Annotated in this window: 26 protein-coding genes and 1 pseudogene; 4 read left to right on the top strand and 23 right to left on the bottom strand. The window is 34.5% G+C overall.

Annotation, left to right across the window (positions count from 1 at the left end; genetic code table 11):
• Positions 1-3 precede the first annotated feature (3 nt).
• Positions 4-760: pseudogene (istB, locus tag D7D81_RS20245) on the top strand (IS21-like element helper ATPase IstB).
• Positions 761-818: 58 nt separating this feature from the next.
• Positions 819-941, top strand: coding sequence for a hypothetical protein (locus D7D81_RS20095; RefSeq protein WP_286170341.1), 123 nt, complete (start codon positions 819-821; stop codon positions 939-941).
• A 187-nt stretch (positions 942-1,128) separates the two neighbouring features.
• Here D7D81_RS20095 and dpaL read toward each other — a convergent pair whose 3' ends face one another.
• The 6 genes from dpaL to D7D81_RS08210 all read right to left on the bottom strand — a co-directional run bounded on the left by dpaL (position 1,129) and on the right by D7D81_RS08210 (position 8,048).
• Positions 1,129-2,322 carry a diaminopropionate ammonia-lyase gene (gene dpaL, locus D7D81_RS08235; protein ID WP_125989012.1) on the bottom strand — a complete coding sequence of 398 codons (1,194 nt, stop codon included), beginning with the start codon at positions 2,320-2,322 and terminating at the stop codon, positions 1,129-1,131.
• Positions 2,323-2,333: 11 nt separating this feature from the next.
• Complete coding sequence (locus tag D7D81_RS08230; RefSeq protein ID WP_125989010.1) at positions 2,334-3,911, bottom strand: N-acyl-D-amino-acid deacylase family protein; 1,578 nt, start codon at positions 3,909-3,911, stop codon at positions 2,334-2,336.
• The gene (locus D7D81_RS08225; protein ID WP_125989007.1) at positions 3,911-5,098 is read right to left on the bottom strand and encodes a YgeY family selenium metabolism-linked hydrolase; all 1,188 of its coding nucleotides are present in this window, start codon (positions 5,096-5,098) and stop codon (positions 3,911-3,913) included. The genes D7D81_RS08230 and D7D81_RS08225 overlap by 1 nt, the downstream gene beginning before the upstream one ends.
• 27 nt (positions 5,099-5,125) lie before the next feature.
• A complete protein-coding gene (locus tag D7D81_RS08220; protein WP_125989005.1) occupies positions 5,126-6,412 on the bottom strand; it encodes a TRAP transporter large permease in 1,287 nt (428 codons plus the stop codon).
• Positions 6,413-6,940, bottom strand: coding sequence for a TRAP transporter small permease (locus D7D81_RS08215; protein WP_125989003.1), 528 nt, complete (start codon positions 6,938-6,940; stop codon positions 6,413-6,415).
• A gap of 79 nt (positions 6,941-7,019) precedes the next feature.
• Positions 7,020-8,048, bottom strand: coding sequence for a TRAP transporter substrate-binding protein (locus D7D81_RS08210; protein WP_125989001.1), 1,029 nt, complete (start codon positions 8,046-8,048; stop codon positions 7,020-7,022).
• A gap of 559 nt (positions 8,049-8,607) precedes the next feature.
• On the opposite strand from D7D81_RS08210, the gene D7D81_RS08205 reads away from it, so the two are divergent.
• Positions 8,608-9,429: a GH12 family glycosyl hydrolase domain-containing protein gene (locus tag D7D81_RS08205; RefSeq protein ID WP_125988999.1), complete on the top strand. Its 822-nt coding sequence runs from the start codon at positions 8,608-8,610 to the stop codon at positions 9,427-9,429.
• 364 nt (positions 9,430-9,793) lie between these two features.
• Here the strand turns inward: D7D81_RS08205 and D7D81_RS08200 are convergent, their stop codons facing one another.
• The 9 genes from D7D81_RS08200 to D7D81_RS19475 all read right to left on the bottom strand — a co-directional run bounded on the left by D7D81_RS08200 (position 9,794) and on the right by D7D81_RS19475 (position 17,158).
• Complete coding sequence (locus D7D81_RS08200; protein WP_125988996.1) at positions 9,794-10,555, bottom strand: hypothetical protein; 762 nt, start codon at positions 10,553-10,555, stop codon at positions 9,794-9,796.
• Positions 10,552-11,256, bottom strand: a complete 705-nt coding sequence (locus D7D81_RS08195) for an ABC transporter ATP-binding protein (RefSeq protein ID WP_164522172.1) — start codon at positions 11,254-11,256, stop codon at positions 10,552-10,554. The genes D7D81_RS08200 and D7D81_RS08195 overlap by 4 nt, the downstream gene beginning before the upstream one ends.
• Positions 11,257-11,276: 20 nt before the next feature.
• Entirely contained in the window at positions 11,277-11,654 is a 378-nt protein-coding gene (locus D7D81_RS08190; protein ID WP_125988992.1) for a GntR family transcriptional regulator, read from the bottom strand.
• Between the two features lie 54 nt (positions 11,655-11,708).
• Entirely contained in the window at positions 11,709-11,858 is a 150-nt protein-coding gene (locus D7D81_RS19480; RefSeq protein ID WP_164522171.1) for a hypothetical protein, read from the bottom strand.
• A gap of 397 nt (positions 11,859-12,255) precedes the next feature.
• Positions 12,256-12,693, bottom strand: coding sequence for a threonine/serine exporter family protein (locus tag D7D81_RS08185; RefSeq protein ID WP_125988990.1), 438 nt, complete (start codon positions 12,691-12,693; stop codon positions 12,256-12,258).
• The gene (locus D7D81_RS08180) at positions 12,690-13,469 is read right to left on the bottom strand and encodes a threonine/serine exporter family protein (RefSeq protein ID WP_125988988.1); all 780 of its coding nucleotides are present in this window, start codon (positions 13,467-13,469) and stop codon (positions 12,690-12,692) included. The genes D7D81_RS08185 and D7D81_RS08180 overlap by 4 nt, the downstream gene beginning before the upstream one ends.
• A gap of 450 nt (positions 13,470-13,919) precedes the next feature.
• Entirely contained in the window at positions 13,920-15,344 is a 1,425-nt protein-coding gene (locus D7D81_RS08175; RefSeq protein WP_125988986.1) for an APC family permease, read from the bottom strand.
• 370 nt (positions 15,345-15,714) lie between these two features.
• Positions 15,715-16,905: a mandelate racemase/muconate lactonizing enzyme family protein gene (locus D7D81_RS08170; protein ID WP_125988984.1), complete on the bottom strand. Its 1,191-nt coding sequence runs from the start codon at positions 16,903-16,905 to the stop codon at positions 15,715-15,717.
• A 97-nt stretch (positions 16,906-17,002) separates the two neighbouring features.
• Positions 17,003-17,158 carry a hypothetical protein gene (locus tag D7D81_RS19475; protein ID WP_164522050.1) on the bottom strand — a complete coding sequence of 52 codons (156 nt, stop codon included), beginning with the start codon at positions 17,156-17,158 and terminating at the stop codon, positions 17,003-17,005.
• 312 nt (positions 17,159-17,470) lie between these two features.
• On the opposite strand from D7D81_RS19475, the gene D7D81_RS08165 reads away from it, so the two are divergent.
• Positions 17,471-17,923: a helix-turn-helix domain-containing protein gene (locus D7D81_RS08165; protein ID WP_125988982.1), complete on the top strand. Its 453-nt coding sequence runs from the start codon at positions 17,471-17,473 to the stop codon at positions 17,921-17,923.
• A 76-nt stretch (positions 17,924-17,999) separates the two neighbouring features.
• Here D7D81_RS08165 and D7D81_RS08160 read toward each other — a convergent pair whose 3' ends face one another.
• From D7D81_RS08160 to D7D81_RS08130, 8 genes are all read right to left on the bottom strand, one after another.
• Positions 18,000-18,563, bottom strand: coding sequence for a class I SAM-dependent methyltransferase (locus D7D81_RS08160; protein ID WP_286170393.1), 564 nt, complete (start codon positions 18,561-18,563; stop codon positions 18,000-18,002).
• Positions 18,545-18,739, bottom strand: coding sequence for a hypothetical protein (locus D7D81_RS19815; RefSeq protein WP_205739385.1), 195 nt, complete (start codon positions 18,737-18,739; stop codon positions 18,545-18,547). The genes D7D81_RS08160 and D7D81_RS19815 overlap by 19 nt, the downstream gene beginning before the upstream one ends.
• 46 nt (positions 18,740-18,785) lie before the next feature.
• Complete coding sequence (locus tag D7D81_RS08155) at positions 18,786-19,652, bottom strand: ankyrin repeat domain-containing protein (protein ID WP_164522170.1); 867 nt, start codon at positions 19,650-19,652, stop codon at positions 18,786-18,788.
• A gap of 204 nt (positions 19,653-19,856) precedes the next feature.
• Positions 19,857-20,621, bottom strand: a complete 765-nt coding sequence (locus D7D81_RS08150) for an ankyrin repeat domain-containing protein (protein WP_164522169.1) — start codon at positions 20,619-20,621, stop codon at positions 19,857-19,859.
• Between the two features lie 38 nt (positions 20,622-20,659).
• A complete protein-coding gene (locus D7D81_RS08145; RefSeq protein ID WP_125988979.1) occupies positions 20,660-21,067 on the bottom strand; it encodes a hypothetical protein in 408 nt (135 codons plus the stop codon).
• A 31-nt stretch (positions 21,068-21,098) separates the two neighbouring features.
• Positions 21,099-21,866 (bottom strand): ankyrin repeat domain-containing protein, encoded by a 768-nt coding sequence (locus D7D81_RS08140; RefSeq protein WP_125988978.1) that lies wholly within the window; start codon positions 21,864-21,866, stop codon positions 21,099-21,101.
• A 173-nt stretch (positions 21,867-22,039) separates the two neighbouring features.
• A complete protein-coding gene (locus tag D7D81_RS08135; RefSeq protein WP_286170392.1) occupies positions 22,040-22,693 on the bottom strand; it encodes an ankyrin repeat domain-containing protein in 654 nt (217 codons plus the stop codon).
• 382 nt (positions 22,694-23,075) lie between these two features.
• The gene (locus D7D81_RS08130) at positions 23,076-23,720 is read right to left on the bottom strand and encodes a Bax inhibitor-1/YccA family protein (RefSeq protein WP_286170391.1); all 645 of its coding nucleotides are present in this window, start codon (positions 23,718-23,720) and stop codon (positions 23,076-23,078) included.
• Positions 23,721-23,877: the final 157 nt, after the last annotated feature.

Below are 23,877 nucleotides of genomic sequence, written 5' to 3'. Positions count from 1 at the left end.
ACCATGACAACCAATATAGAGAGTATCAAAGATATGTTAAAAACAGTTAAAATGCACCACTCAGCTGAAGTGCTGGATAACCTCTTGAGTACATCATTAGAACACTCATATTCTTATGAACAATTCCTGGAGGATCTGTTGAGTCAGGAGATTGAAGTAAAAGAACAAAAAAGACTGGAAACAAGACTAAAACAGGCTATGTTTCCTGAGTATAAAATCCTTAATGAGTTTAATATAGCTGAGCAGCAGTCACTAAGTACCAGACAGCTTAATCAACTTAAAGAATTAACCTGGCTAGAGCAGGGCTACAACATGGTCTTGCTCGGCCCGCCTGGTGTTGGTAAGACTCATCTAGTTATAGGACTGGGGATACATGCTATTAACAATGGATATAAAGTTATCTTCTCTCAAATGAGTGACCTAATTCAGTGGGCTAAAGACCCAGGAAATTGTTAAAACCTCTGAAACAAAGATAAAAAGAATCATTAAAACGGATTTACTAATAATTGATGATTTAATGTTTATGGCTATGGAAAAGACTGAAGCTAATCTGTTCTTCCAGTTGATTAATAAGCTTTATGGGCAAACATCAATAATTATTACCTCCAATAAAGGCCCAAAAGATTGGGGTGAATTACTTGGAGATCCGGCAATCACAATAGCAATATTAGATAGGATAGTTCATAAGTGTGAGGTAATCAATTTAGCTGGTGATAGCTACAGACTGAAACACAGAGAATCCATTTTTGGTAATTCTTAGGTGTAAAATCTTATCAATCAAAATTCGTAAAGTTTTACTTGACATTCACACTAGTATCATGGTATGGAATGAAATTGAAAAAAGGTGGGAAAAAAAAGAAGTTGAGGAGGAGGTATGTAAAGATAAAGAAGTAGAAGTAGAGAATGATGATAATTCTGATGATTCAGATATTCCAAAATGATTCTAAGGAACTGTCTCAAAATGAGGCAGTTCCTTTTTTTATCTGATATTCTGCTAATCTTTCTGGGGGATTTTTAAATGACAGATAAAGCTAAACTCGTAAACTTATGTTCTGTTTTTATTTCTAAAGATATTAAAAAACTGTGAAATTTTATGTTTAATGACCAGCTTTACCTCAATACCAGGGTTTACAGCACCGGGTATAAACCATCCCATACAATCTTTTTATACATAAGGGGATCTGTATCCCCTTCGGTGCTTATAAATAATATTTTACTATCACTATTTATACCTAAATTATCAAGGATATCCCCATATTCTTGATGATCAATTATCAGACTCAATAGACCTGGACCAACTGCTGCTGATTCTCCTGAAATAACTGCTTGATCATCACCTGTAGGTGAGGCCAGGATTCTCATGCCTCTGGCAGCAAAATAATCAGGGCAGGAAACAAAAGCAGTAGAATACCTTCTGAGAATCTTCCAGGCTATTGGGTTTGGTGTGCCACAGGATAAACCAGCCATAATTGTACTTAAACTACCACTTACAGTTTGGGCCTTTTCCTTATTATACTGGGCAGATTTATAGATACAATTAGCATTATGAGGTTCAACAATAATAACTTTCGGTGCTTCATCACCAAATCGTACTATTAAACTGGCCTGAATGGAAGCTGCAAAAGAACCCACTCCCGCCTGTAAAAATATATGTGTTGGTTTACTTTGAACCTGTTCCAGGGCTTCATCAATAATTGTAGCATATCCCTGCATGATCCAGAGAGGTATTTCTTCATACCCTTCCCAGGCTGTGTCCTGTACTATAATACCACCACTGACTTTAGCATATTCCTGAGCAAGTTGAACAGTATCATCATAATTTTTATCTGTAACGATTACCTCTGCCCCTTCTCTTCTTATATTACTTATTCTATCTTCAGCTGAACCTTCCGGCATAAAAACAACAGCTTTATATCCCAACCTATTTGCTGTCCAGGCAACTCCTCTACCATGATTACCATCTGTAGCAGTAATAAAGCTAATATCCTTAGCACTAAGCGCTTTATTTAAACTATCAAAAGATAATTTTCCTGTCCCAGTAATTTTACTCAAGTATTTGGCTATAGCATAACTACCCCCAAGGACCTTAAAAGCATTCAGTCCAAAACGGTAGGACTCATCCTTAATCCATATTTTATTAACATTGTACTCTCTGGCAAGTGCTTGTAGGTCATGAAGTGGTGTAATTTTATATTCACTAAAACTATTATGAAAATTCCTTACTTCTTTAATAATATCCCCGGAAAAATACTCCAACTCTTCCAGGGCTTTATTATCATTGTTTTTATTATATATTATTTTTAGATCTCCTTTATTGCTCATTTTCTATCATCTCAACCCCTTTTTATTATTTCACCCGGCCTAATATTATGTTTAATTCCCTTAGAAATCACAATTTGTCCGTTTACTATTACAAACTGGATTCCTTCTGGAAACTGGCAGGGCTCTGTAAAGGTAGCTTTATCTATTATTTTATTTTCATCAAAAATAAGCAAATCAGCTTTTTTACCTTCCTCTATAAGCCCTCTATCCTTGAGATTAAAGACCTGGGCTGGTTTACAGGACATTTTATAAATAGCTTTCTCCAGGCTTATCACCCCTTTCTCCCGAACATATCTCCCCAAAATTCTGGGATATGTCCCATAAACACGGGGATGGGGTTTACCACCTAACAGACCATCTGTACAGACATTTTGCTCAGGCCGGCACATTAATCTTACAACATCTTCTTCCCTACCATAATAATCATACATTCCCACAGCAATTTCTTCTTCTATCAAAAAATCAAAAACAGCTTCAAAAGGCTTCTGCTTTCTAAGCTCAGCTATTTCTAATAAATTTTTTCCGATATATTTACTATTCTTTTCAGTTCTAGTATCAGTAATGTAAATACCATCAAAACCAGCAAATTCTATAAAATTATCCCAGCCAGGAAGACCATTCTCAATATCACTAATAATTCTTTTCCTGACAGATTCATCTTTTAATCTTTCAATAGCTATTTCTGTTCCACCATCATGTACCCATGGTGGTAATATTACTGATAACATAGTACTTCCCGCAATATAGGGATATTGATCAAAAGATACCTGGGTATATTTACCTGCTTCATCCAATAATTCTTCTACCTGGTCGATCTTATTCCAGTTATTTCGTCCACATATTTTAAAATGAGAAAAATGTATCTTAACACCAGTTTTTTTAGCAATTAAAATAATCTCCTTCATTGAATCAATTATCTGATCAGCCTCACTCCTCTGATGGACAACAAACACCCCATCACAGTCCTTAACTACCTTACACAATGCAAGCAATTCCTCTGTATCAGCATATGCACAGGGGGGATAGATTAAACCAGTAGAAAAACCTATAGCACCAGCTTCCATCTCTCTTCTGATAACTACTTTCATATCTTCAAGTTCTGCTAAGGTGGCTTTTCTATTTTCTAATCCCATAACTTCCATTCTTACATTACCATGTGGGACAAGATAGGCAATATTGGGGGCAATTTTTTTCTTTGCCAGTAAGTGAAAGTAATCAGCTACTGTCTGCCACTCCCAATCCATACTTTTAATAACCCCATCTAAGCCAGCAAGATTTTTCTGCCAGACACCAAGATATTCAGGGAGCAGAGGAGCAACAGAAACACCATCCTGACCAAGTATTTCTGTAGTAATACCCTGTCTAATTTTAGGTTCAACATAGGGATCATCAAATAACTTCAAGTCAGAATGACTGTGTGTATCAATAAAACCAGGGCACACAATATACCCTTCAGCATTAATTATTGTTTTATCATTAGTACTAATCTCTTTTTTAATTTCTTTAATTCCATCTTTTTCAATTAAGAGATCCGCCTTAAATCTTTCTTTTCCAGTACCATCAATAAGCAAAGCATTTTTAATGAGCATTAGCTCTCACCTTCCCTAAAGAAAGACCTTATAATAGCTTGATAGCCCCGGTAGGCCTGATATATTTGTTCAGTTTCAATATACTCATCTACTACATGGGCCAGTTCCTCCAGAGAAGGGCCAAACCCCAGGGTAGGTATTCCCCTGATTCCAGCAGATTGACTGCCATCTGTACAGAATGAATAGTGGGAAAGCTGACCATCAAATCCAGCAGAAATTAACTCCTGATGAGCCTTTCTAACAAAAGTATCTTCCTCTTTAAATAACCAGCCAGGAAAAAACCTCTTGCCCCCAATCACCTTAGCAGTATAACATTCCGCTTCGGCTTCTACAATTTCAACCTCTGCTTGAAAATCCTTATCCTGCTCTTGCAAAACCTCAAAAATATCCTCAACTGGTTTGAGAACCGTTTCTTCTGTTTCACCAGGCAGCAATCTACGGTCAAAGGTTACAGTACAGCGGTCCGGTATTACAGATTTGCCTGGATAGGGGGCTGATTTGATATCAGTTAAAACCATAATAGCCGGACCCAAAAAGTCATCGACAGGTAATTTGATTTTCTCTATTTCCTGCAAAAGACTCATCATTTTACTAACAGCATTAATACCTGCATCAGGGCCGGAAGAATGGGCGTTTTTACCAAAAGTCGTTACCTTTATCTCGGCCCGCCCCCTCTGACCGATACATAGTTGCAAACGACTGGCCTCACCAATAACAACCAAGCCCGGCTCTATCTTATCTAAAATTTTCCCCTGGGCGACCCCTTCAAAGACCTCTTCAAAGACAATACCGGCAACTACAATATTACCTTTTAATTTATCTTTATTTTCAATAAAAGCCGCTGCAGCATAGACCATTGCCATCAATGCTGCTTTCATATCACTTGCTCCCCGGCCATATAATTTATTATTTACAATTTCACCACCATAAGGGTCATAATTCCATAGTTCTGGTCTTTCCACACCAACTGTATCCATGTGTCCTTCCAACAGGATACATTGCTCACCCTCACCGGTAATCTGTCCTATGACATTACCATAATCATCTATCCAGCTTTTATCAAAACCAAGGCGGTCCATAACATTTTTTATATAACTAGCAACTTTCTCTTCCTGACCTGATTCACTTTTTAATCTAATTATTTCCTGACAATCTATAAGTAAGCTTTCCAATATATTATCCTGCAATTATCATCCCTCCTAACATATTTTCCTTTATACTATACCTATTAATCTGGGGATAAACATAACTATCTCTGGAACAAATGTAATAATAAATAAAACAGCTACTTCCATCACAATAAAAGGCCAGATCGCTTTAGCAACCTCTTCTAAACTCAGCTCAGTAATACCGCAAACTACAAAAAGACAGGCTCCAAGAGGTGGTGTCATTAGACCTAAATTCAAATTAACAATCATAATAATAGCAAAATGCAGTGGATTTATACCTAAATTAACAGCCACCGGATGCAGAATTGGTGCTAAGATTAATAAAGCTGCAGTAATATCCATAAACATACCAACAATAAGTAATAAAATATTTATTAAAAACAAAACAACATAGGGATTATTAGAAATACTAAGCATTAAACCTGATAATAATTCTGGAATTCTCTCACTGGCTAAAAAGAAACTCAAAATCGAAGCAGCAGACATAATTAAAAAGATAATCCCTGTATTTTTAGCACAGTTCAAAAAAATAGCTGGTAAATCTGACAGTTTCAAGGTCCTGGTAACAAAAAAACCAATAATAAAAGCATAAAGAACAGAAACTGCTGCTGCTTCTGTTGGAGTAAAAACACCCCCTATGATACCACCTAAAATAATTACAGGCAGAATCAAGGCCAGGATACTTTTTTTTAATGTATTCCAGATCTCTTTTAAAGAAGCCCTACTTTTATTTTTAGGATAGTTTCTCCGTAGAGAAATAAAGTAAGTCATAAGCATTAAAAATAAACCTATTAAAATTCCCGGCATGACACCAGCTGCAAAAAGACCAGCAATAGACACCCCCATGATTGAACCATAAATAATCATTATTGTGCTGGGAGGAATTATAGGTCCAATTATTGAAGAAGCTGCCGTAATAGCAGCACTGAAGTCTTTATCATAACCATCTTTCTCCATTGCCGGGATAAGTACAGAACCCAAGGCAGCTGAATCTGCAACTGCTGCACCAGTAATCCCTGCAAAAAGAATGCTGGCTACAATATTAGCATGAGCCAGACCACCTCTAATATGCCCTACCAGAACATTTGAAAATTCAATTAGACTATCTGTAATTTTACAGCGATTCATTAAATCACCTGCAATAATAAAAAAGGGCATTGCCATTATAGGAAACATATCAATCCCCGAAAAGAAACGCTGTGGCATTATATTAAATAAAACAGGCATATTTGATTTTATAATAGAAAATAAAGATGTAATTCCCAGGGAAAAACCAATTGGTACACCTATTATTAATAAAATCGCAAAAACAACCCCTATAAATAACGGCATTTAAATACCCCTCCTTTTCTCTCTATACTCTTTATCAGGACCCCTGCTAATCATGTTTTGAATCTCATCAAAGCTTATTAAAAAAAGTTGTATCAAGCTCACTAAAGCAGCTACTGGCACTGAACTCAAAACAAAACTCATAGGAATCTGCAGAGCAGGTGCGATCTGGCTGTTTCCATTAACCGCCATACCATATCCATATCTAATTAGTTCAATTAAAAAAAAGGCAATTAGCACCCGTGTCATTATTTGTAAGATTTTTTGAAAGATAGTCGGTAATAATCTTACAATAAGATTTACACCCAGATGCTCCTGCCTTTTTACACCCATACTAATCGCTAACAAACCCATCCAGATCATACTATAGCGGGCCAGTTCCTCTGTCCATGGTAATGGATTTGTCATAACATAACGAAACATAATTCCTGTTAGAGTAGTAACTGTCATTAATATTCCTAATGAAATACATAAGTAAGAAACAATTTTGTCCACTCCATCACTTAATTTGATAAAGATTGTCTCATCCATTTTTACACCTCATTAATAAAGGCCAAGGCCATTTAAGCCTCAGCCCTTTTAAATTGAATTCTTCAAATATTGGCTTAGCTTACTCAGATTCTGCCTCATCTACTGCCTTTAAAAACTTATCAATCCACTGCTGGTCAACTTCCTGACTTAGCCAGTCAATATAACCATCCTGCACTTTATTTCTAAACATTTCCTTCTCTTCTACAGTAGGTGTATAAATCTGTAAACCTGCTTCTTTAAGCTTCTGTATAGCCTGAACATCCAGTAATCGCTGGGCCCCACGGTCAGCTATGTTAGCTACTTCTGCAGCATCTTTCACTATCTTTTGTAAATCATCTGGAAGTGATTCAAACCAGTCGTTGTTTACCATAAACCAGTCAGTTCCATATAAATGATTAGTCAAAGTAACATATTTCTGTACTTCTTCCAGTTTTCCACTTAAAATGGTGGGCAGTGGATTCATCTGTCCATCAATAACACCAGTTTGCAAGGAAGTATATAACTCTAACCAGGCAATTGGTACAGCTGACCCACCTAATAAAGAGATCATCTTTATGTGCCCCTGATTTTCCATTGTCCTATATTTAAGTCCTTTCATATCCTCAGGGGTTTTCACCTCATGTTTATTATTTGTAAAAGCAAAGAATCCCCCTGTTTCTGTTGTTACCAGACAACGCACACCAGTTTTATCCAATATATCAGCTCTGAGCTCATCTCCAAACCAGCCGTCATAAACCTGCCAGGCAATATTATGTGTCTTGAAAGCAAAAGGAATATCAACAACTGTAATCGGTTTATAAAACTGAGCTATTCCACCTACAGATGAAAGCGTAGCCTGAATTACGTTATTTTTTACATTAACAAAATTCTCCCTTTCCTTCCCCATTACACCACCAGGATATAATTCAACTTTAATACGGCCGTTTGAGGCAGACTCTACATGACCTTTAAAAGCATTAGCAAAACTGGCCTCATTTGTTCCATAGATATCATTAGCCATCTGGAAAGCAAATTTCATTACATAGACATCTCCAGCATTTACTACCCCAGTGATAAAAACAAAACCCACAATTAAACCAGTAATAAGAAATAGTTTTAATCTACTCATTTAACAAAACCCCTTTGTATTAGGTTTAATAAAGCAACAACACAGTTTATAAAAATATGCATATGACTCTCTTTTCATGTAATGTATATGTTATGTTATTGTCTTATTTGTAATATTATAACCTATATAAATTTATTTGTCAATGTTTTTGTTGTTGTTTAATGTCATATTTTATAAATTAATAGCTATTTATGTCGCACATACAGAAAAACCTTACATGAAATTTGATATCACTTTATTCTCCTTTAAATATTTTAACCTGAATTCATATGTAAATGGCAAAAACCCCCACAAATATTTCTAAATGTGGGGGTTTTAAATCTTTAAAAACATTTTATACCAATTTTTGTTTAACTTCCTTCTAATAACTGGTATAATTAAGAAGAATATAGAAGGGGGATTTTTTAATGACAAATCAATCTAAACACAAGGAGGAAATTATACTCACTAAAATTTTTTGAATTTGTGTCTTAACAACAAGGGCATTTCAGTTGAATTGTGAAAACTGAGATTGAGTGAGATGTTTTATGAAAATCAAAGATAATAGGGAGGGTTTCAATTGAAAAAAGTATTGTTACAATGTTTATTGGCAGTTTTATTATTTATTCTGGTCGGCAATTGCCTGGCGGCTTCAAATTTTCCGCAAAGCGGCACCACTATTCAGGAAAATACGGCTGATTGGGGAATGATCATGCTGAATGACGATTACTTTTTAATGAATAACGTCTGGAATAAAGAGGCTGCCTCCTGCGTTTACCAGCAAAGAATCTTTCAAGAGAACATCAATGGCAAACCAGCAATTGGCTGGCAATGGCAATGGCCGTATAGTGTTAATGTAGTTGCTTATCCAGAGGTTATTTATGGCGATAAGCCTTGGGACAAGTCACTGGGACTGGTGGCAGACTTTCCATTTAAAGCCGGTTCTAAGCAAGTGACTGCTGATTTTGATATTAAGATACAAGCTACCGGTACTTATAATATGGCTTTTTCACTATGGGCAATCACCGATCCTGCTAATCCGAAAAAAACCATCAGCCATGAAATCATGATCTGGAATGTCAATCATAATATGACACCTGCGGGCCAAAGGAAAGAGACTATTACGGTTAGTGGGCACGTTTTCGATGTTTATGTAAAAAACAGTCATGGTGACGATTCGGGAGCAAACGCCAATATTTGGACTTATATTGCGTTTTCCCCTCGAAAATCAATCTTCAAAGGGCCACTGGATATCAGCGCTTTCATTGATTATCTCATCGATCAAGAAATATTAACAAGCGCAAATTATATCACTAGTATCGAACTTGGAAATGAAATTGTCACCGGAAAGGGAATCACAGAAATCAGTAATTATGCGATTGTTATTAAAAATAAACAATAAATAGTAAAGAATGAGATTGAGTGCATTATTTGAATTAAATCAAAGATAATAGAGGCAAACTTTACTGAACGACTCTAAAAAAGCCATCTCAAAATTAATACTAATATCGATTTATTCATTTTTCATTCTTGGATAAGTATTTATAAATTTTTGTATTTCTTAACTTTACTTCTGCTCAATCCTTTAGAGCTTTCTAATAATTCGTTATTTATATCTAAAACAATATACTCTAACTCGCTTACCAAAATGATTTAGTGGATAAATAATAGCAAACACATTTTTGATTTAAACATGAAAGAAAAACAGGCATTCATAGATCACAGAATGCCTGCAAATAATTCAAATAACTTATTGATACCCTCACCTATACTTCCAGATAATTTTCTAATAACCAGGAGCCTCCAAAAAAGAAACCCATAGTGATGATTGCAACGGCTATAATCAGCCCACTATCCAGATAGATAGGTATACAATTTAGACTTCCATTTAATTCTTTAATAACATCAACCTGTATATCAGGTAAGAATTTTAAAAGAGGTGCTAAAAATATGGACAACCTGAATAAAAGATAATTACTTAGAATAAATACTACAATAGAAATCAACCCCCGAAATCTATCAAAAAAAAGGCTAATCAGTTGAGAAAACTGGCTTATTATAAATATACCTATTCCACTAATCCAATATACAAAGCACATCTTTAAGATAGTACTATTTATCCAGGAAATAACAATAGGATCAGGTGAGCCCTGAAGAATAGTAATAATAAATCCCTGCTGAAAGAGATAAATCATCAGGGTGGTTAGAATTACAATTGCTAGATAAAAAGTCATGCTTGCAGTTAACTTAGCTAAATTTATCTGCCAGCCTGCCTTTGGCAGCGATAAGGTTAAATAGATCGTGTCATCTTTCCATTCCTGACGAAAGGAATTATAGCCAAGCCATAATACCAGTAATGGGAAAATACTAAATGGTAGGAAACTTAAGCCAAACGGTATTCCTAAAGACCAGGAATGAATTTTATAAAACAAGAACAATTCCCAGGATAAGGTTATTAATAATGATACCAGCATAAAAAATGAGATATTATAGATTTCTTTTTTATAAAGTTTCCACCAGGCTTTCATATAAATACCTCCTTCACCAGGTCCTGAATAGACATTCCATGTTCACTTCTCAAGTCATCAGCATTTCCCTGCAATTTCACAGTACCATATTCCAGAAAAACTACATAATCGAAAAATCTTTCTGCTTCCAAAACCTCATGTGTTGACAGAATAATAGTCTGCTTCTCTGCATCGTATTCATTAATTAACCCTTCTAATATTCTAGCTCTGGATTGAGGGTCAATCCCCGCCAGAGGTTCATCCATAACAATTAAGGGGACATTCCTGGCCATTGTCAACACAAGTTTAACCCTTCCTGCCATTCCCTTTGAAAGACTCTTGATTCTCATTTCTGGTTTTAAATTCATAAAGTCTAGAATTTCCAAAGCCCTTTTCCTCTCAAAGGTTGAAAACTGACTTTGAAAAAAATCAATAATCTGAACTATCTTCATGTTTTTATATAAATGATTTATTTCAGGTAGAAAAGCAACCTTCTCTTTTAGCCGTCGATCTAGTTTTTGCCCAAAGACCAGCAGCTCTCCTCTGGATGGCTTAACTAGACCTACTATTGATTTCAAGATTGTAGATTTTCCACTACCATTAGGACCAATTAACCCAGTAATTCTTCCAGCAGGAAAATTTATATCTACCCCCTGTAATGCTTCAACCCCAGGATATTTTTTTACAAGATTTTTTATTTCTACAGCATTTCCATCTATCAATATAATAACCCCCTTTAATTCTATTTATTAACTTTAAAATTGATAAGCCCCTTTTCTACCAAATTAATAATTTCTTCAGTAGAAAAACCAATTGCCGTCATTTCCTGGAGAAACCTGAAGGTAGCATTTCTGGCCATTTCTTTTTTTATTTCAAGCACCATGTTTTTATCCTCCTTGATAAAAGTTCCCCTTCCCCTCTGCGTTTCGACCAGTTCCAGTGTCTCCATCTCCCGGTAGGCTCGCTGAATAGTATTAGGATTCACCTTAATTTTTTTAGCCATATCCCTTTGAGAAGGAAGCTTATCTCCTGGATTTAATTCGCCTCTGACTAGCATCTGTTTAATTTGATCTATAATTTGTTCATAGATTGGTTTTGATGCATCAAAATTTATGTTCATTATTAACCCTCTCTCAATCAATAAATAACTCATATTTTGTCAATTTTAAAGTTATTAACAATTACATACTTTTTCATTACCTCGGTTAACTTCCTGTAAGTCTTTAGCTGCCAATACAACCATTGTAATAAAAACCAAACTTAATACTAATATAAAACCAGTTAATACCCTTCCTTTATATTTCGTTTTATCTCTCTCTTCCATTCTTCAAAATAATCATCTTCTATTAAATAGTGAACTAGTTTACTATTGCACTATGATTATATCGAATTTTCTTTATTCTGTCAATACTATTTTTTAAATTAATGCAAAGTTAGTAATAAACTATATTGTTTTCCTTGAAATTTTTTAATTTCATCTATCTGGTTTATTTTTCTTGTTGATGCATGTAAAGGTACTGAAAGATATTCTTTAATAGCATAATATTCTGTAAATTCATCAGTCAAAAAGTCATCAGAATTTAAAAGTAATGCTTGACACTCTCCAACAACGATTATCAATAGCTGGTAATCTAGACCACGAAAAAATAGGAAGCCTTAATTTCTCCTACAACATCTTGCAAATTATCCTCCAATTAACGGTTACAAAGCTAGCATTTTCTTTAATACTTATTGCCACTCCCAGCTGTTTTTCTTTTGGATTTTATAGCAGAGATAATTACCACAGCAATTGCTATAACACCAGCAACCTGAATAGTCTGTAGACCATAATATACCATTGATTTAAGGTCTCCATAAATCATAGCAGACATAGTCTGATACATACCAGCACCAGGAACAATTGCAACTATACCAGGAATCAAGTAATTAGTCTCAGGTAAATTCCTGAGATAAGATAATAATCTTGCCAAAGAACTAATCATTAAAGCAGAGATAAAGCTAGCTAAAATAATAGAACCGCTGTAATCTTTAATAAGTAAAAAAACAATCCAGCCGAATCCCCCAATCAAGCTGCAATAAAACAATTCCTCCCTAAAAATATTCAGGATTATAGCAAAAAATAATGTAGCCATAAAGGCACTAATAAATTGAATAATCACAAATACACTACCCCCAGCAAGGCCCCTAATTTAAGTGTGATACCGACACCAGTAGCAATAGATACTGCTACAAAGACAGCCTCAATTCCCCTGGAAAGACCAGCTAACAGATCTCCTCTAATAATATCAAGAACTGCATTGGTAATCGCTACACCTGGTACCAGCGGCATGATAGCCGCAAAGATAACCTTATCTATATGCAGTGTTGTAACTTCCATACTTAAAAGCAGTGTCACAACTGTAATCAAACTTGAATCCAATAGTTTAATAATAAAATCTGAGAGAGGCAACTGTCTAAATCCATAATCAATAACTCCCAGCATTCCCCCAACCACAGCCGCTACCCAGAAATCTGCTTGATTTCCCTGAAACATAATTGTAAAAAAGGCTGACATTAGCCCAGTCGCTAAAATTCTAACCAAAAAGATATATGGAGCCAGGTTAATTATCTCTACTAATTCATCAAAGAACTGATCATCACTCTGATCACCTGCAATAAATGATAAGGCCAGTTTCCAGACCAGAGCAACCTTATCTAATCTAATACCCCGATCATAAATTCTCCTGATCAAAGTAATAGTATCATCCAGTTCTCCTTCTCTAACATTTAACATGATTACTGTTGGTGTTGCAAAAACTTCCACCTCAGCCACGTTTTTTGCTATTAATATATCCTTAACGATCCGTTCAACCCGGTTGGTTTCAGCTCCGTTTTTTAGCAATATCTCTCCCACTTTTAAAGCAAATTGAATTTTCTTCTTCTTAACTGATATCATAATCCACCTCTTAAAATCTTTAGAAATAACTCTGTTATAATATTAACATAATTATAGTATATATTCTATATTAAAATGCATCATGTACCAGGTGAGCTTTTACACGAATTATTTTATGTTTAGAAAGTGTTGTTACGCCCCTAGCGTAATTGGACAAGCAGCCGATATACTATGCAACAACATCTGGTTAAGCATAACACCGTTTTTAACATATATCAATAATTTAATAATAATCATGAGTAATCTTTTCTATTTATTAAAAAAACACCCAAATTCATTGTTTAAAACATTATTGAATGAAAAAAAGAGTCACTGTACATCGATATACAGTAACTCTTCTTTATTTTAATAGCCAGTTGAGGCTATCACCTCTACCCAAGTCTATCTTAACTATCTATACTACTTTGAATTAGCAAGGTATTAAAGGGTCAATACCAAATCAGTTATTCTTTATTTAACCCAGACTGAAGTGTGAATATTAATATCTCCTGTTCTAGAGCGCCGTATTCCAATAGCTATAGCAATAGCCAGAGCTACTATTAAACTCATAGCAAGTATGAAACTGATGCTAATTATTGACTTAAGAAATATTATTAAATTAGCTAGCAGACTTATAACAACAATTGTATAATATATCCAGTTAGGAATATTAAGATGTGATTTGTTCCATGCTTCTGGATATTTTCTGGGCATTTTAAAATAGGCCACAAAATATAAAAAAGTTAGTGCCGCTACAACCAGCTGTATTAGGTTAGTAATTGTTGTAATTCGAAGTTGAAATATAATCGGAAGAACACCAATTATATACATAAATGTTAAAACATATTTGCGAGCACCTCTGCTATTTCTCTCCCCAAATTTCTTAGGCAGCCAGCCATCTTCACAGCTTTGACCAATAGTTATAGCACTAAATGCAAACGAAGAGTTAAGAGTTGATAAAAGACACATTATTGGTCCAGCTATAATAAAAACATAAAATAAAAAATTAGGCATGATAGCCTTTGCTGCATAAGTAAGGGAAGTTGAATTGCCAAATTCTGCAATCGAAAAACTACCAGTTGCAGCAATCGCAACACCTACATACAAAACAATCAAAGCAGGAACTGACATTAATATTGCAAAAGGAATATCATGAGTAGCATTTTTGGATTCACGACCATAAGCAATGGTCATCATATATCCCTGAGTAGAATATACATATAGCAATATAGCTGGAATAAAACCAGCTTTCAACAGCCCACTCTCACTTTTCAATGCTTCCAGCAGGCCGCCTTTTGTAAATTGGATCCAACCATTAGCCAGAAAACCCGGATTAGTAAATTCAAAAATTGGAAGCTTAATATTTGCTATGCCAAAAGCAGTAAACATTAATAAAGCAGCAATAAGGAGCCAGGTCATATATTTCTGTATTGTAGCCATGATATTGATACCCATCAAATTAACTACATAAAATAATGTGAGCAAAAATATCCCAATTACGATCTTTGAAAATGAACCTGAAAAAACTGGAAAAGTATCACTCATGTATTCAGCAGCAGCTACTCCAAATAAAGAAAGTGAAATTGTTTGTGCCAGATAACCAAAGGCATAAATCCCTGACACTGTAGGCCCTGCCATATCACAGATAAGTGAGTAAAAACCTCCACCAAGCCTTACAGTTGAAGCTACAAAAACTACAGGTGCAAGAGTAATAAAACCAAAAAAAATAGCTATAAAATAGGCCAGCCAGGCAGAGTACCCCGTCATTTTCATAGCGGGAACTATAAGTGTTATGACTCCAGCACCAATAACCTGTCCAATTGAAAGTGCAAATAATTCAGGTTTTTTTAATACCCCAGGTTTAGGTGCAGGTTCTTCTATTACTTTAATACTCATTATATCTCCCCCTTTTAATTAAATTAATAACAATTTACTTAATCTTAATATTGGCATAAAATATATAAAGCATATCTTTACTTTTTATTAACAACATCATATCCATAATTTATTGAATTTCTTATTTTAATTTAAGTTTAGGTTTAATCCCTGAGCAATGATACAAAAAATGATCTATGCTTTAATTCTTTGTATACTTAGATAAATAATAAATATCTTAATATTTTATAAGCAATTTTAGACATAAAACTATCGAATTGACATTGTTCAGAGATTAAACCAGACTATTTTTTAAAATTCTTCATCCACAATAAGAATTCTTGTTCAAAACTCGGTCAGTTCCTTAATATAAATCTACAATTAGTTGACTTTACTCAACTGTAACTTTCTCACAATGAGTTAAGGCAAATTCCGAAAACTCATTACCTAAACCTGGTAGTTCTGGCACTTTATATTTACCATCTTTAGGTTGATAATCATGTATACACAATTTTTTATTATAATCGCAAAGATTAATTCTATGGTGTTCATGAATCACAAAGTTTGGTATCACACTTTCAAGATGCAATGCCGCAACTGTTGAGAGTGGACTTGCACAGACATGCGCCTGGACAGAAACATCATAAGTATAGGCCATATCACAAATTTTCTTGCCTTCAGTCAGACCACCGGTATTTCCAAGATCGGGTTGGATAACTTGAACAGACTGATTTTCAAAATATGGTGCATACTGCCAGCGGGAATAAACTCTTTCTCCATGTGCAATTGGCATTTCTAACTTATCACATATATATTTTGCTTTCTTGGGTGTAGGGGTGTTTGGTTCTTCAAAATAAAAAATATTATATTGTTGAGCTACTCTACCAAGCTGCACTGCACTATTAGCATCAGGATTAGAGTGATTCTCCATAATTATATCAACATCTGGACCAATAGCTTCACGAACAGCTGCTATACGTTCCTCAACCAGATTGATATGATATTGAGGACGTAAACGAGTCATATCTTCATCAGTGAAAGCTCGACCATCACGGTCATAAGTGAAAAAGTCTATTTTTATACAATCATAACCTTCTTCTACCGCCTTTTTACTGGCCTTAACATAATCTTCAGTTTTACTTAGTTCTTGAAATTCTGGCCCCCAGCCAAATTGCAGCTGACTTGCATATGTACGCAAGTTATCACGACGTTTGCCGCCTAAAATTTTATAAACGGGAACATCAAAATACTTTCCTTTAATATCCCAGAGTGCAATATCTAAAGCTGATATACCAGCAAATACTACCGGACCGCCATTTTGTCCCCAAAATGTTCTTTTATATAGTTTATCCCAAATAACTTCATTGTCTAAGGGATCCATCCCTATAATAAGTCTGGCTAAATCCTTGACCATTCCATAAGCCGCTGGTGCCCCAATCCCGTAAGCTAGTGCTGCCTCACCATCGCCATATATTCCTTCGTCAGTATAAATCCGGCAAATTACCGGCCGCCAATCTTCCCGTACAGAACCATCTGACTCTGTAGTCGCTACCTGCATTACATCAACCTTTGCTATTTTCATAATAAAAACCCCCTTTGTTTAATACAATAACCAACAGAATATTTTCCAGGCATAAGAAATGGACCGAGAAAATAAATTCCCGGCCCAGGGCCCCAGGTCAAACACTTCTATTCTTTTTCAACTTGACAATTTTAATGATAAACTCCTCATCTTTTCCCCTTATTATTACTATATCGTGATTAAATAACTTGTATATCTTATCTCCCGGTTGATATTCTGGTAGACCTTCCTGCAATTTCTCTCCTCTTTGCACAGCAACCCCTCCCGGGAACCATACTCCAGCAAAACACCCCTACCACAAATTTACAAAAACCTGTCCATATGATATAATTATTTAATGGGATAAGCTAACAAAACAGCTGGCAACTGTTCTCTTTTTACCCTGGATTAATAGATGGATACCTCCTTTCTGTTTTAGAAAGAGCCAGGGATAACTCTGTCTTTTTTTAATTCAAATCATCTTGTTAAATATAAACTTTAATGTTTCTTTATTTATATTATATTGTTTATATTTAACAATGTCAAGGAAAATTTTTATACCTTTTTATATAAAGGAGCTCAAATTATGAATAACGACATAATAATAAGTAATATCAAGCAATTAAGAAAAATTTATGATTTAACCCAACAGGATTTAGCAGATAAAATTTCTTTTGGACGGTCCACAATAGGACAAATAGAAAGTGGACATAGTAATCCGACAAGTCAATTATTAAATGCTATTTCACTTGTTTTCGGCATTAATAAAAAATGGTTGGAAACAGGGCAAGGTCCCATGAAAAAAAATAATAAAGAAATTCTTGAGCAAGCAATTAATCTTATAAATGATCTTCCTGCAACAGAAAAGGCTTTTTTGGAATTGATGGAAAATAAATTACAAGATCAAAATAAGGAAAAAGCAACATTTTACCGTTTATTACATTCACTGCTGGAAACCTATCAGCAGGCTGACCGAGATACTCAGGGCTATATAATTATTCAGTTAAGAAAGTCTTTTAGTGAATTGCTGGAAGAATAATTTATATTATACTCTCCCAGTCTAAATAACTATCTCTGAAATAAAAATACCCTATTTCAGAGATTTTCTTGAACCGCTATTTTGTTATGCTAAACTGGATAAACCTTTTTTTCATTAAAACAGTCCATAAAAATTCTTGACCAAAAACATTTGTCTTCGTTTTCTTCATTTGTCTAAATTCTATAATATTAAATAATGGTGATAAAACCTCTTTTAACTTATATTCGCTAAAACTCAATCCACCTCTCATTGAATACTCACGATAAACATCAAAGTCGGATATATTAGCACCTCCCTGAAGATTAAAACATACCAAAGCAAAATAAGCATCAGGTTTAAGCAAATTCCATATTTTTTTCAGATATTCAAATCTCCGATGTGGTTTTATATGGTGTAAAACACCAGAATCGTATATTAAATCAAACTCCTCTTCTGGCACATCATACTCAAAAAATGATATACATTGGTAATTCACTGCTACTTTCGCCTCTTCTGCTCGCTCTTTTGCCCATTCAATAGAAACTTCAGAAAAGTCTATGGCATCAACCATAAAATTATTTTCCGCAAGATAAATTGCATTTCTCCCCGGTCCACAGCCTATTTCCAGTGTTTTTCCAGGTGTTAAAATATCATTTTCGATATAATTAACCAGGTTTTCATCTGGTTTATTCTCAAAGAAAGGTATTTCTTTTTCTCTATCTTCATAAAAACTATCTCACCATTTACTTTCTTTTTGTTCCATTGGATATCTAACATATTGAATACATCATCTTCAGTTTTTATAATTTCTTCATTAATAATCTTATCGTCTTTCAAAATTTATCCCTCCTATATAGTTACCCAATTTTTAATAATATTAATTTCAATAACTAAGTTCCTTCAACCTCTGATGAGCCTCTGTTCCCTTTAATTCTTCATTAAACTGTTCTAAATATTCAACAGCCAGCATTCCTTCCTTACTCTTTAGCTTAGGATTAGCTCCAGCCTCCAATAGTGTTAAAACTACTTCAGGATTGCTATTAGCATATGCTGCAAACATCAAGGCTGTTGCCCCATCTTTAGTCTGGTTATAATCAATCCTGGCTCCATGTTCAAGCAAAACCTTAATTATCTCTGGATTAGTATTATTCTCTGCTGCATATGTTAAAGGAGTGCCTCCGAACTCACTTCTTGCATTCACATTTGCACCATTATTAATCAAGAATTTTATTATTTCTAGATTCTTATTTTCTACTACGGCCCAGATTAATGGAGTCCAACCACTTTTAGTTTTAGCATTAACTTCTGCTCCAGCATCTATTAGTACTTTTAATACATCTAAATTATTACTGTCTGAGGCCGCCCATATTAAAGGTGTCATCCCATCTATATCTCCTATATTTACCTTCGCTCCATTTTCTATCAACAATTCTAATATCTCTGGATTATTACTATACGAGGCCGCCCACATTAATGGTGTCACCCCATCTATATCTCCTACATTCACTTCTGCCCCAGCATCTATTAACACCTTTACTACTCCAGGATCATCATTAAAAGATACCGTTCCCATTAATGGTGTTATACCTTTATCAGTCTTAAAGTTAACATTAGATCCCAACATTATACACAATCTGACCAATATCGGATTGCCATAAGCACAAATAGGATGAAATAATACACCTGCTATTATAAATCTTAGTATCAATAGTCCAATAATTAGCAAGATAATCGATACATTTCTCCTCATTAACATTCACCACTTCCATAGATATTTTTATACTTTATTTTTAGACCAAATCATCATCATGGATGATTTATTGTTATAGCACACTTTAAATAATCCCAATCTCCATTAATAAACTTATTTTATGTTTTAACCACAGATAAGTAACTTGTCCAATAACCTTAGAAGGTAACACAATCTTATGTATTATAATATCTAAATTTCCCATTAATAGCTCAATTCCTGTAATGTATAATGTATGTCAGTTCCTTTCAAGTATTCATTCTCTTCAATCAAATCCACTGCCCGCCAGCCATAGCTATTACGGGCCTGAGGATCAGCCCCATACTGTAAGAGTCTGATCACTACTTCTGGATTCTTATTATATCTGGCAGCCCACAGCAAGGGTGTCCAACCGGTATCATCCCCTCTATTAACCTGAGCTCCATTTTGAATTAAAACATCGATTACTTCTATATTATCCGTACTCCCTGCTGCATAAATTAAAGCTGTAAAACCTCCCGGCCTTCTTGCATTAACATCTGCTCCATATTTAATCAACATCTCTGCTACCTCAGGATCATTATTATAGGCTGCTGCAGTCATTAATGGTGTCCAACCACTTTGACCTCTAAAATTAACATCTGCCCCATATTTAATTAATGCTCTTATTATCTCAGCATTATCATTTTCCATAATAGCATACATTAAAGCAGTATATTCTTCATCATTAGTTGTATCATTTACTTTCGCTCCCTTAGAAATTAGAAATTTTATTATCTCTGGGTCTGAATTCTTGATTGCTGCTGCCATTAAAGAAGTGTTTCCTTTTTTATCACTATGGTTAACATCTGCTCCTAATTTTAAAGCCAGTTTCACTTCAAGTAAACTCCTATTAGCACATACTTTAAGAAAGTTAAATCGTAATAAGAAGCCCACTACTAATAAGCCAATAATTAATAATTTAAGAATTATAATTATTCTTTTATTCACTATATCTCCCCTATCTATTACTTAATTTATTATAATACCTACTCAAATAGTCCTGATTCAATCAATAACAAATAGAGATCTTCCCTAAGAAAAGAATTTTTCATATCAATTACTGCCTCACTGACTACTATTTTATTGAAAAACTCTTTTTTAATTACGCAATTAGAGAACTCAGCCCACTCAATTACCCTGGCCCTGTCATCTCCATTTTTAATATAAAGTCCATCATCACAGATAGCTGTTCCTTTTTTACCACTCCTGAATGCTGTTCCATATGCTATGGCAAAAACCTGTGCAGATTCTGGTATTAGAAAAGACTTACGGGCTTGTTCCAGTTTTTTATGGCCAATAGACTTACCTGCTTCATATCTATCACCGGAATATCTAGAACAAATATCTTTAATTCCTGTAGAAATTGCTTCTTTATTCATTTCTCCGACTGTCATTAGTCATCACACCCCTTTTAGAGAATAGTTATTAATAACTAACATCCTTCAATCTCTGATGAATTGCTGTTCCCTGCAACTCCGGGTTATTCTTTATATAGTTGATTGCCATTTGACCACTATTATCTTTTATATTAGGATCTGCACCATAATCTAATAAAGTTGAGATAATCTCTGGATTACTATTGTTATTAACAGCATACATTAAAGGTGTATACCCATCTTTATCCTTTATATTAATTTCTGCTCCATTTTCTATTAAAATTCTAATTACTTCTGGCTTATTACTCTTTTCTGCCGCATAAGTTAATGACGTCATTCCATCTATATCTTTTAAATTTACCCTTGCTCCATTTTCTATCAGCAATTCTATTATTTCTGGATTATTATTTTTTGATGCTGCCCACATTAATGGTGTTATCCCATTGTTATTTTCAGCATTTACTTCAGATCCATTTTCAATCAACAATTCTAATATCTCTGGATTATTACTACCTATAGCTGCCCACATTAAAGGCGTCATTTCTTCATTATCTTCAGTATTTGCTTCTGCCCCAGCATCTATTAACACTTTTGCTACTCCAGGATCATCATTAAAATATACCGTTCCCATTAATGGTGTTATACCTGTATTATCTCTAAAATTAACATTAGATCCCAAAATTATACACAATCTGGTCAATGTCGGATTACCAAAAGCACAGATTCTATGAAATAAAACACCTGCTATTATAAATCTAAGTATCAATAGTAGTCCAATAATTAGCAAGATAATTGATACATTTCTCCTCATTAACATTTCACCACTTCCATATATATTTTTATACTTTATTTTTAGACCAAATCATCATCATGGATGATTTATTGTTATAGCACACTTTAAATAATCCCATTTTCCGTTAACTGATAAGTAACTTGTCCAATAACCTTAGAAGGTAACACAATCTTATGTATTATAATATCCGTATCTTACTAATAGCTCAATTCCTGTAATGTATAATGTATGTCAGTTCCTTTCAAGTATTCATTCTCTTCAATCAAATCCACTGCCCGCCAGCCATAGCTATTACGGGCCTGAGGATCAGCCCCATACTGCAAGATTCTGATCACTACTTCTGGATTCTTATTATATCTGGCAGCCCACAGCAAGGGTGTCCAACCGGTATCATCCCCTCTATTAACCTGGGCTCCATTTTGAATTAAAACATCAATTACTTCTATATTATCCGTACTCTCTGCTGCATAAATTAAAGCTGTAAAACCCCCTGGCATTCTTGCATTAACATCTGCTCCATATTTAATCAACATCTCTGCTACCTCAGGATTATTATTATAGGCTGCTGCAGTCATTAATGGTGTCCAACCTTCATCATCTCTTTCATTAACTTTAGCTCCCTGTTTAATTAAGTTCTCTATTATTTCAGCATCATTACTATAGGCAGCAAACATTAATGGTGTCATTCCCTTCTTAATCTTAGCATTAACATTAACCCCTAAATTAAAGACTAATTTAATTAACCCTGGACTTCCCTTAGCACATATTTTAGCCAGTAAGCTACCATGATACAGGGAATTCCCAACTATTAAGATAAGTACTATCACAAAAATAATAATACGACCTTTCATCACATCTTACCCCCCTCAAATTCTCTTTAATTTCTTCTTTATTTTTTTTCATCCAGTCCCATTAACTCAAAGAAATATTCTGTATATCTATATTCTGTCACTTATTTTTAGCAGCAGACATCAACGCTATCCAACCATGTATATTCCTAACATCAACCCTCTGTCCCATTTTCTACCAGTACCCTTATTACTTCTGGTCATTCTTCACAGCAGCAAATATCAATGTTGTTAGAACATTCTCTACTGTCAAATATTAACATCTGCCCCACTATCTATTTTCCTCTGAACCTCCTCGCTGTTCCGTCTGCATAGACCTTTAGAAATAATGCTATTGTCATTTTGAAGAACAACCTACCAACTCCAAACTAATAAAGCTAAATCACTAATTTCTTTTTCGACCGAAAATTCTTAACAACATAATAAAGAGATTTATAAAATCCAAATATAGTATCAAAGCCCCAATAATACTTTGTTTTTTATCCTGAGCAGTTCCTTCATCACCTATAACATTCATCTGTTTTATCTTCTGAGTATCATAAGCAGCTAATGCTGTAAAGATTATTACCCCTGCATAGGTGATAATCCAGTAAAGTGCAGTACTATTTAAAAACATATTAACCAGTGAGGCAATTATAATTCCAATTAGTCCCATTAAGCATATATTCCCGGCACTTGTTAAATCTTTATCTGTAAAATAACCGTAAAGAGCCATAATACCGAAGATTAAAGCTGTTACAAAAAATGTTCCTGCAATTGAACCCATAGTATAGGCAAGAAAAATACAGGATAGGGTCAAACCATTAATCACCGAATAAAGCAAATAAGTAATCATCGCTGTAGGAACAGACATTTTATATATCCTACGAGATAAAATCCAGACTAATACTAATTCACCTATTAACAAACCAAAAAACACTACTTGATTGCTAAATATCATCATTAATATTGACTCTGAAGAAATAGTAATCAATGCTACAACAGCTGTAATCATCAATGCCAGAAACATCCAGCCATATACTTTAACCATAAACCTGCGCTGTTCACCTGATATATCCTGATTATTAATACCCTGTACCCCTTGCTGCCTCCTGGCAGAATATGATAGTTGTTCATTTTGTGTTGTCATAATATCCATCTCCTTTATTTTTATTAATTGAGTATGGCTGAAAGAAACTTATCTTTCC

The organism is Halocella sp. SP3-1 (genome assembly GCF_003953885.1).
GTDB lineage: Bacteria > Bacillota > Halanaerobiia > Halanaerobiales > DTU029 > Iocasia > Iocasia fonsfrigidae.
This window is presented reverse-complemented; position numbering and strand designations above follow the sequence as displayed.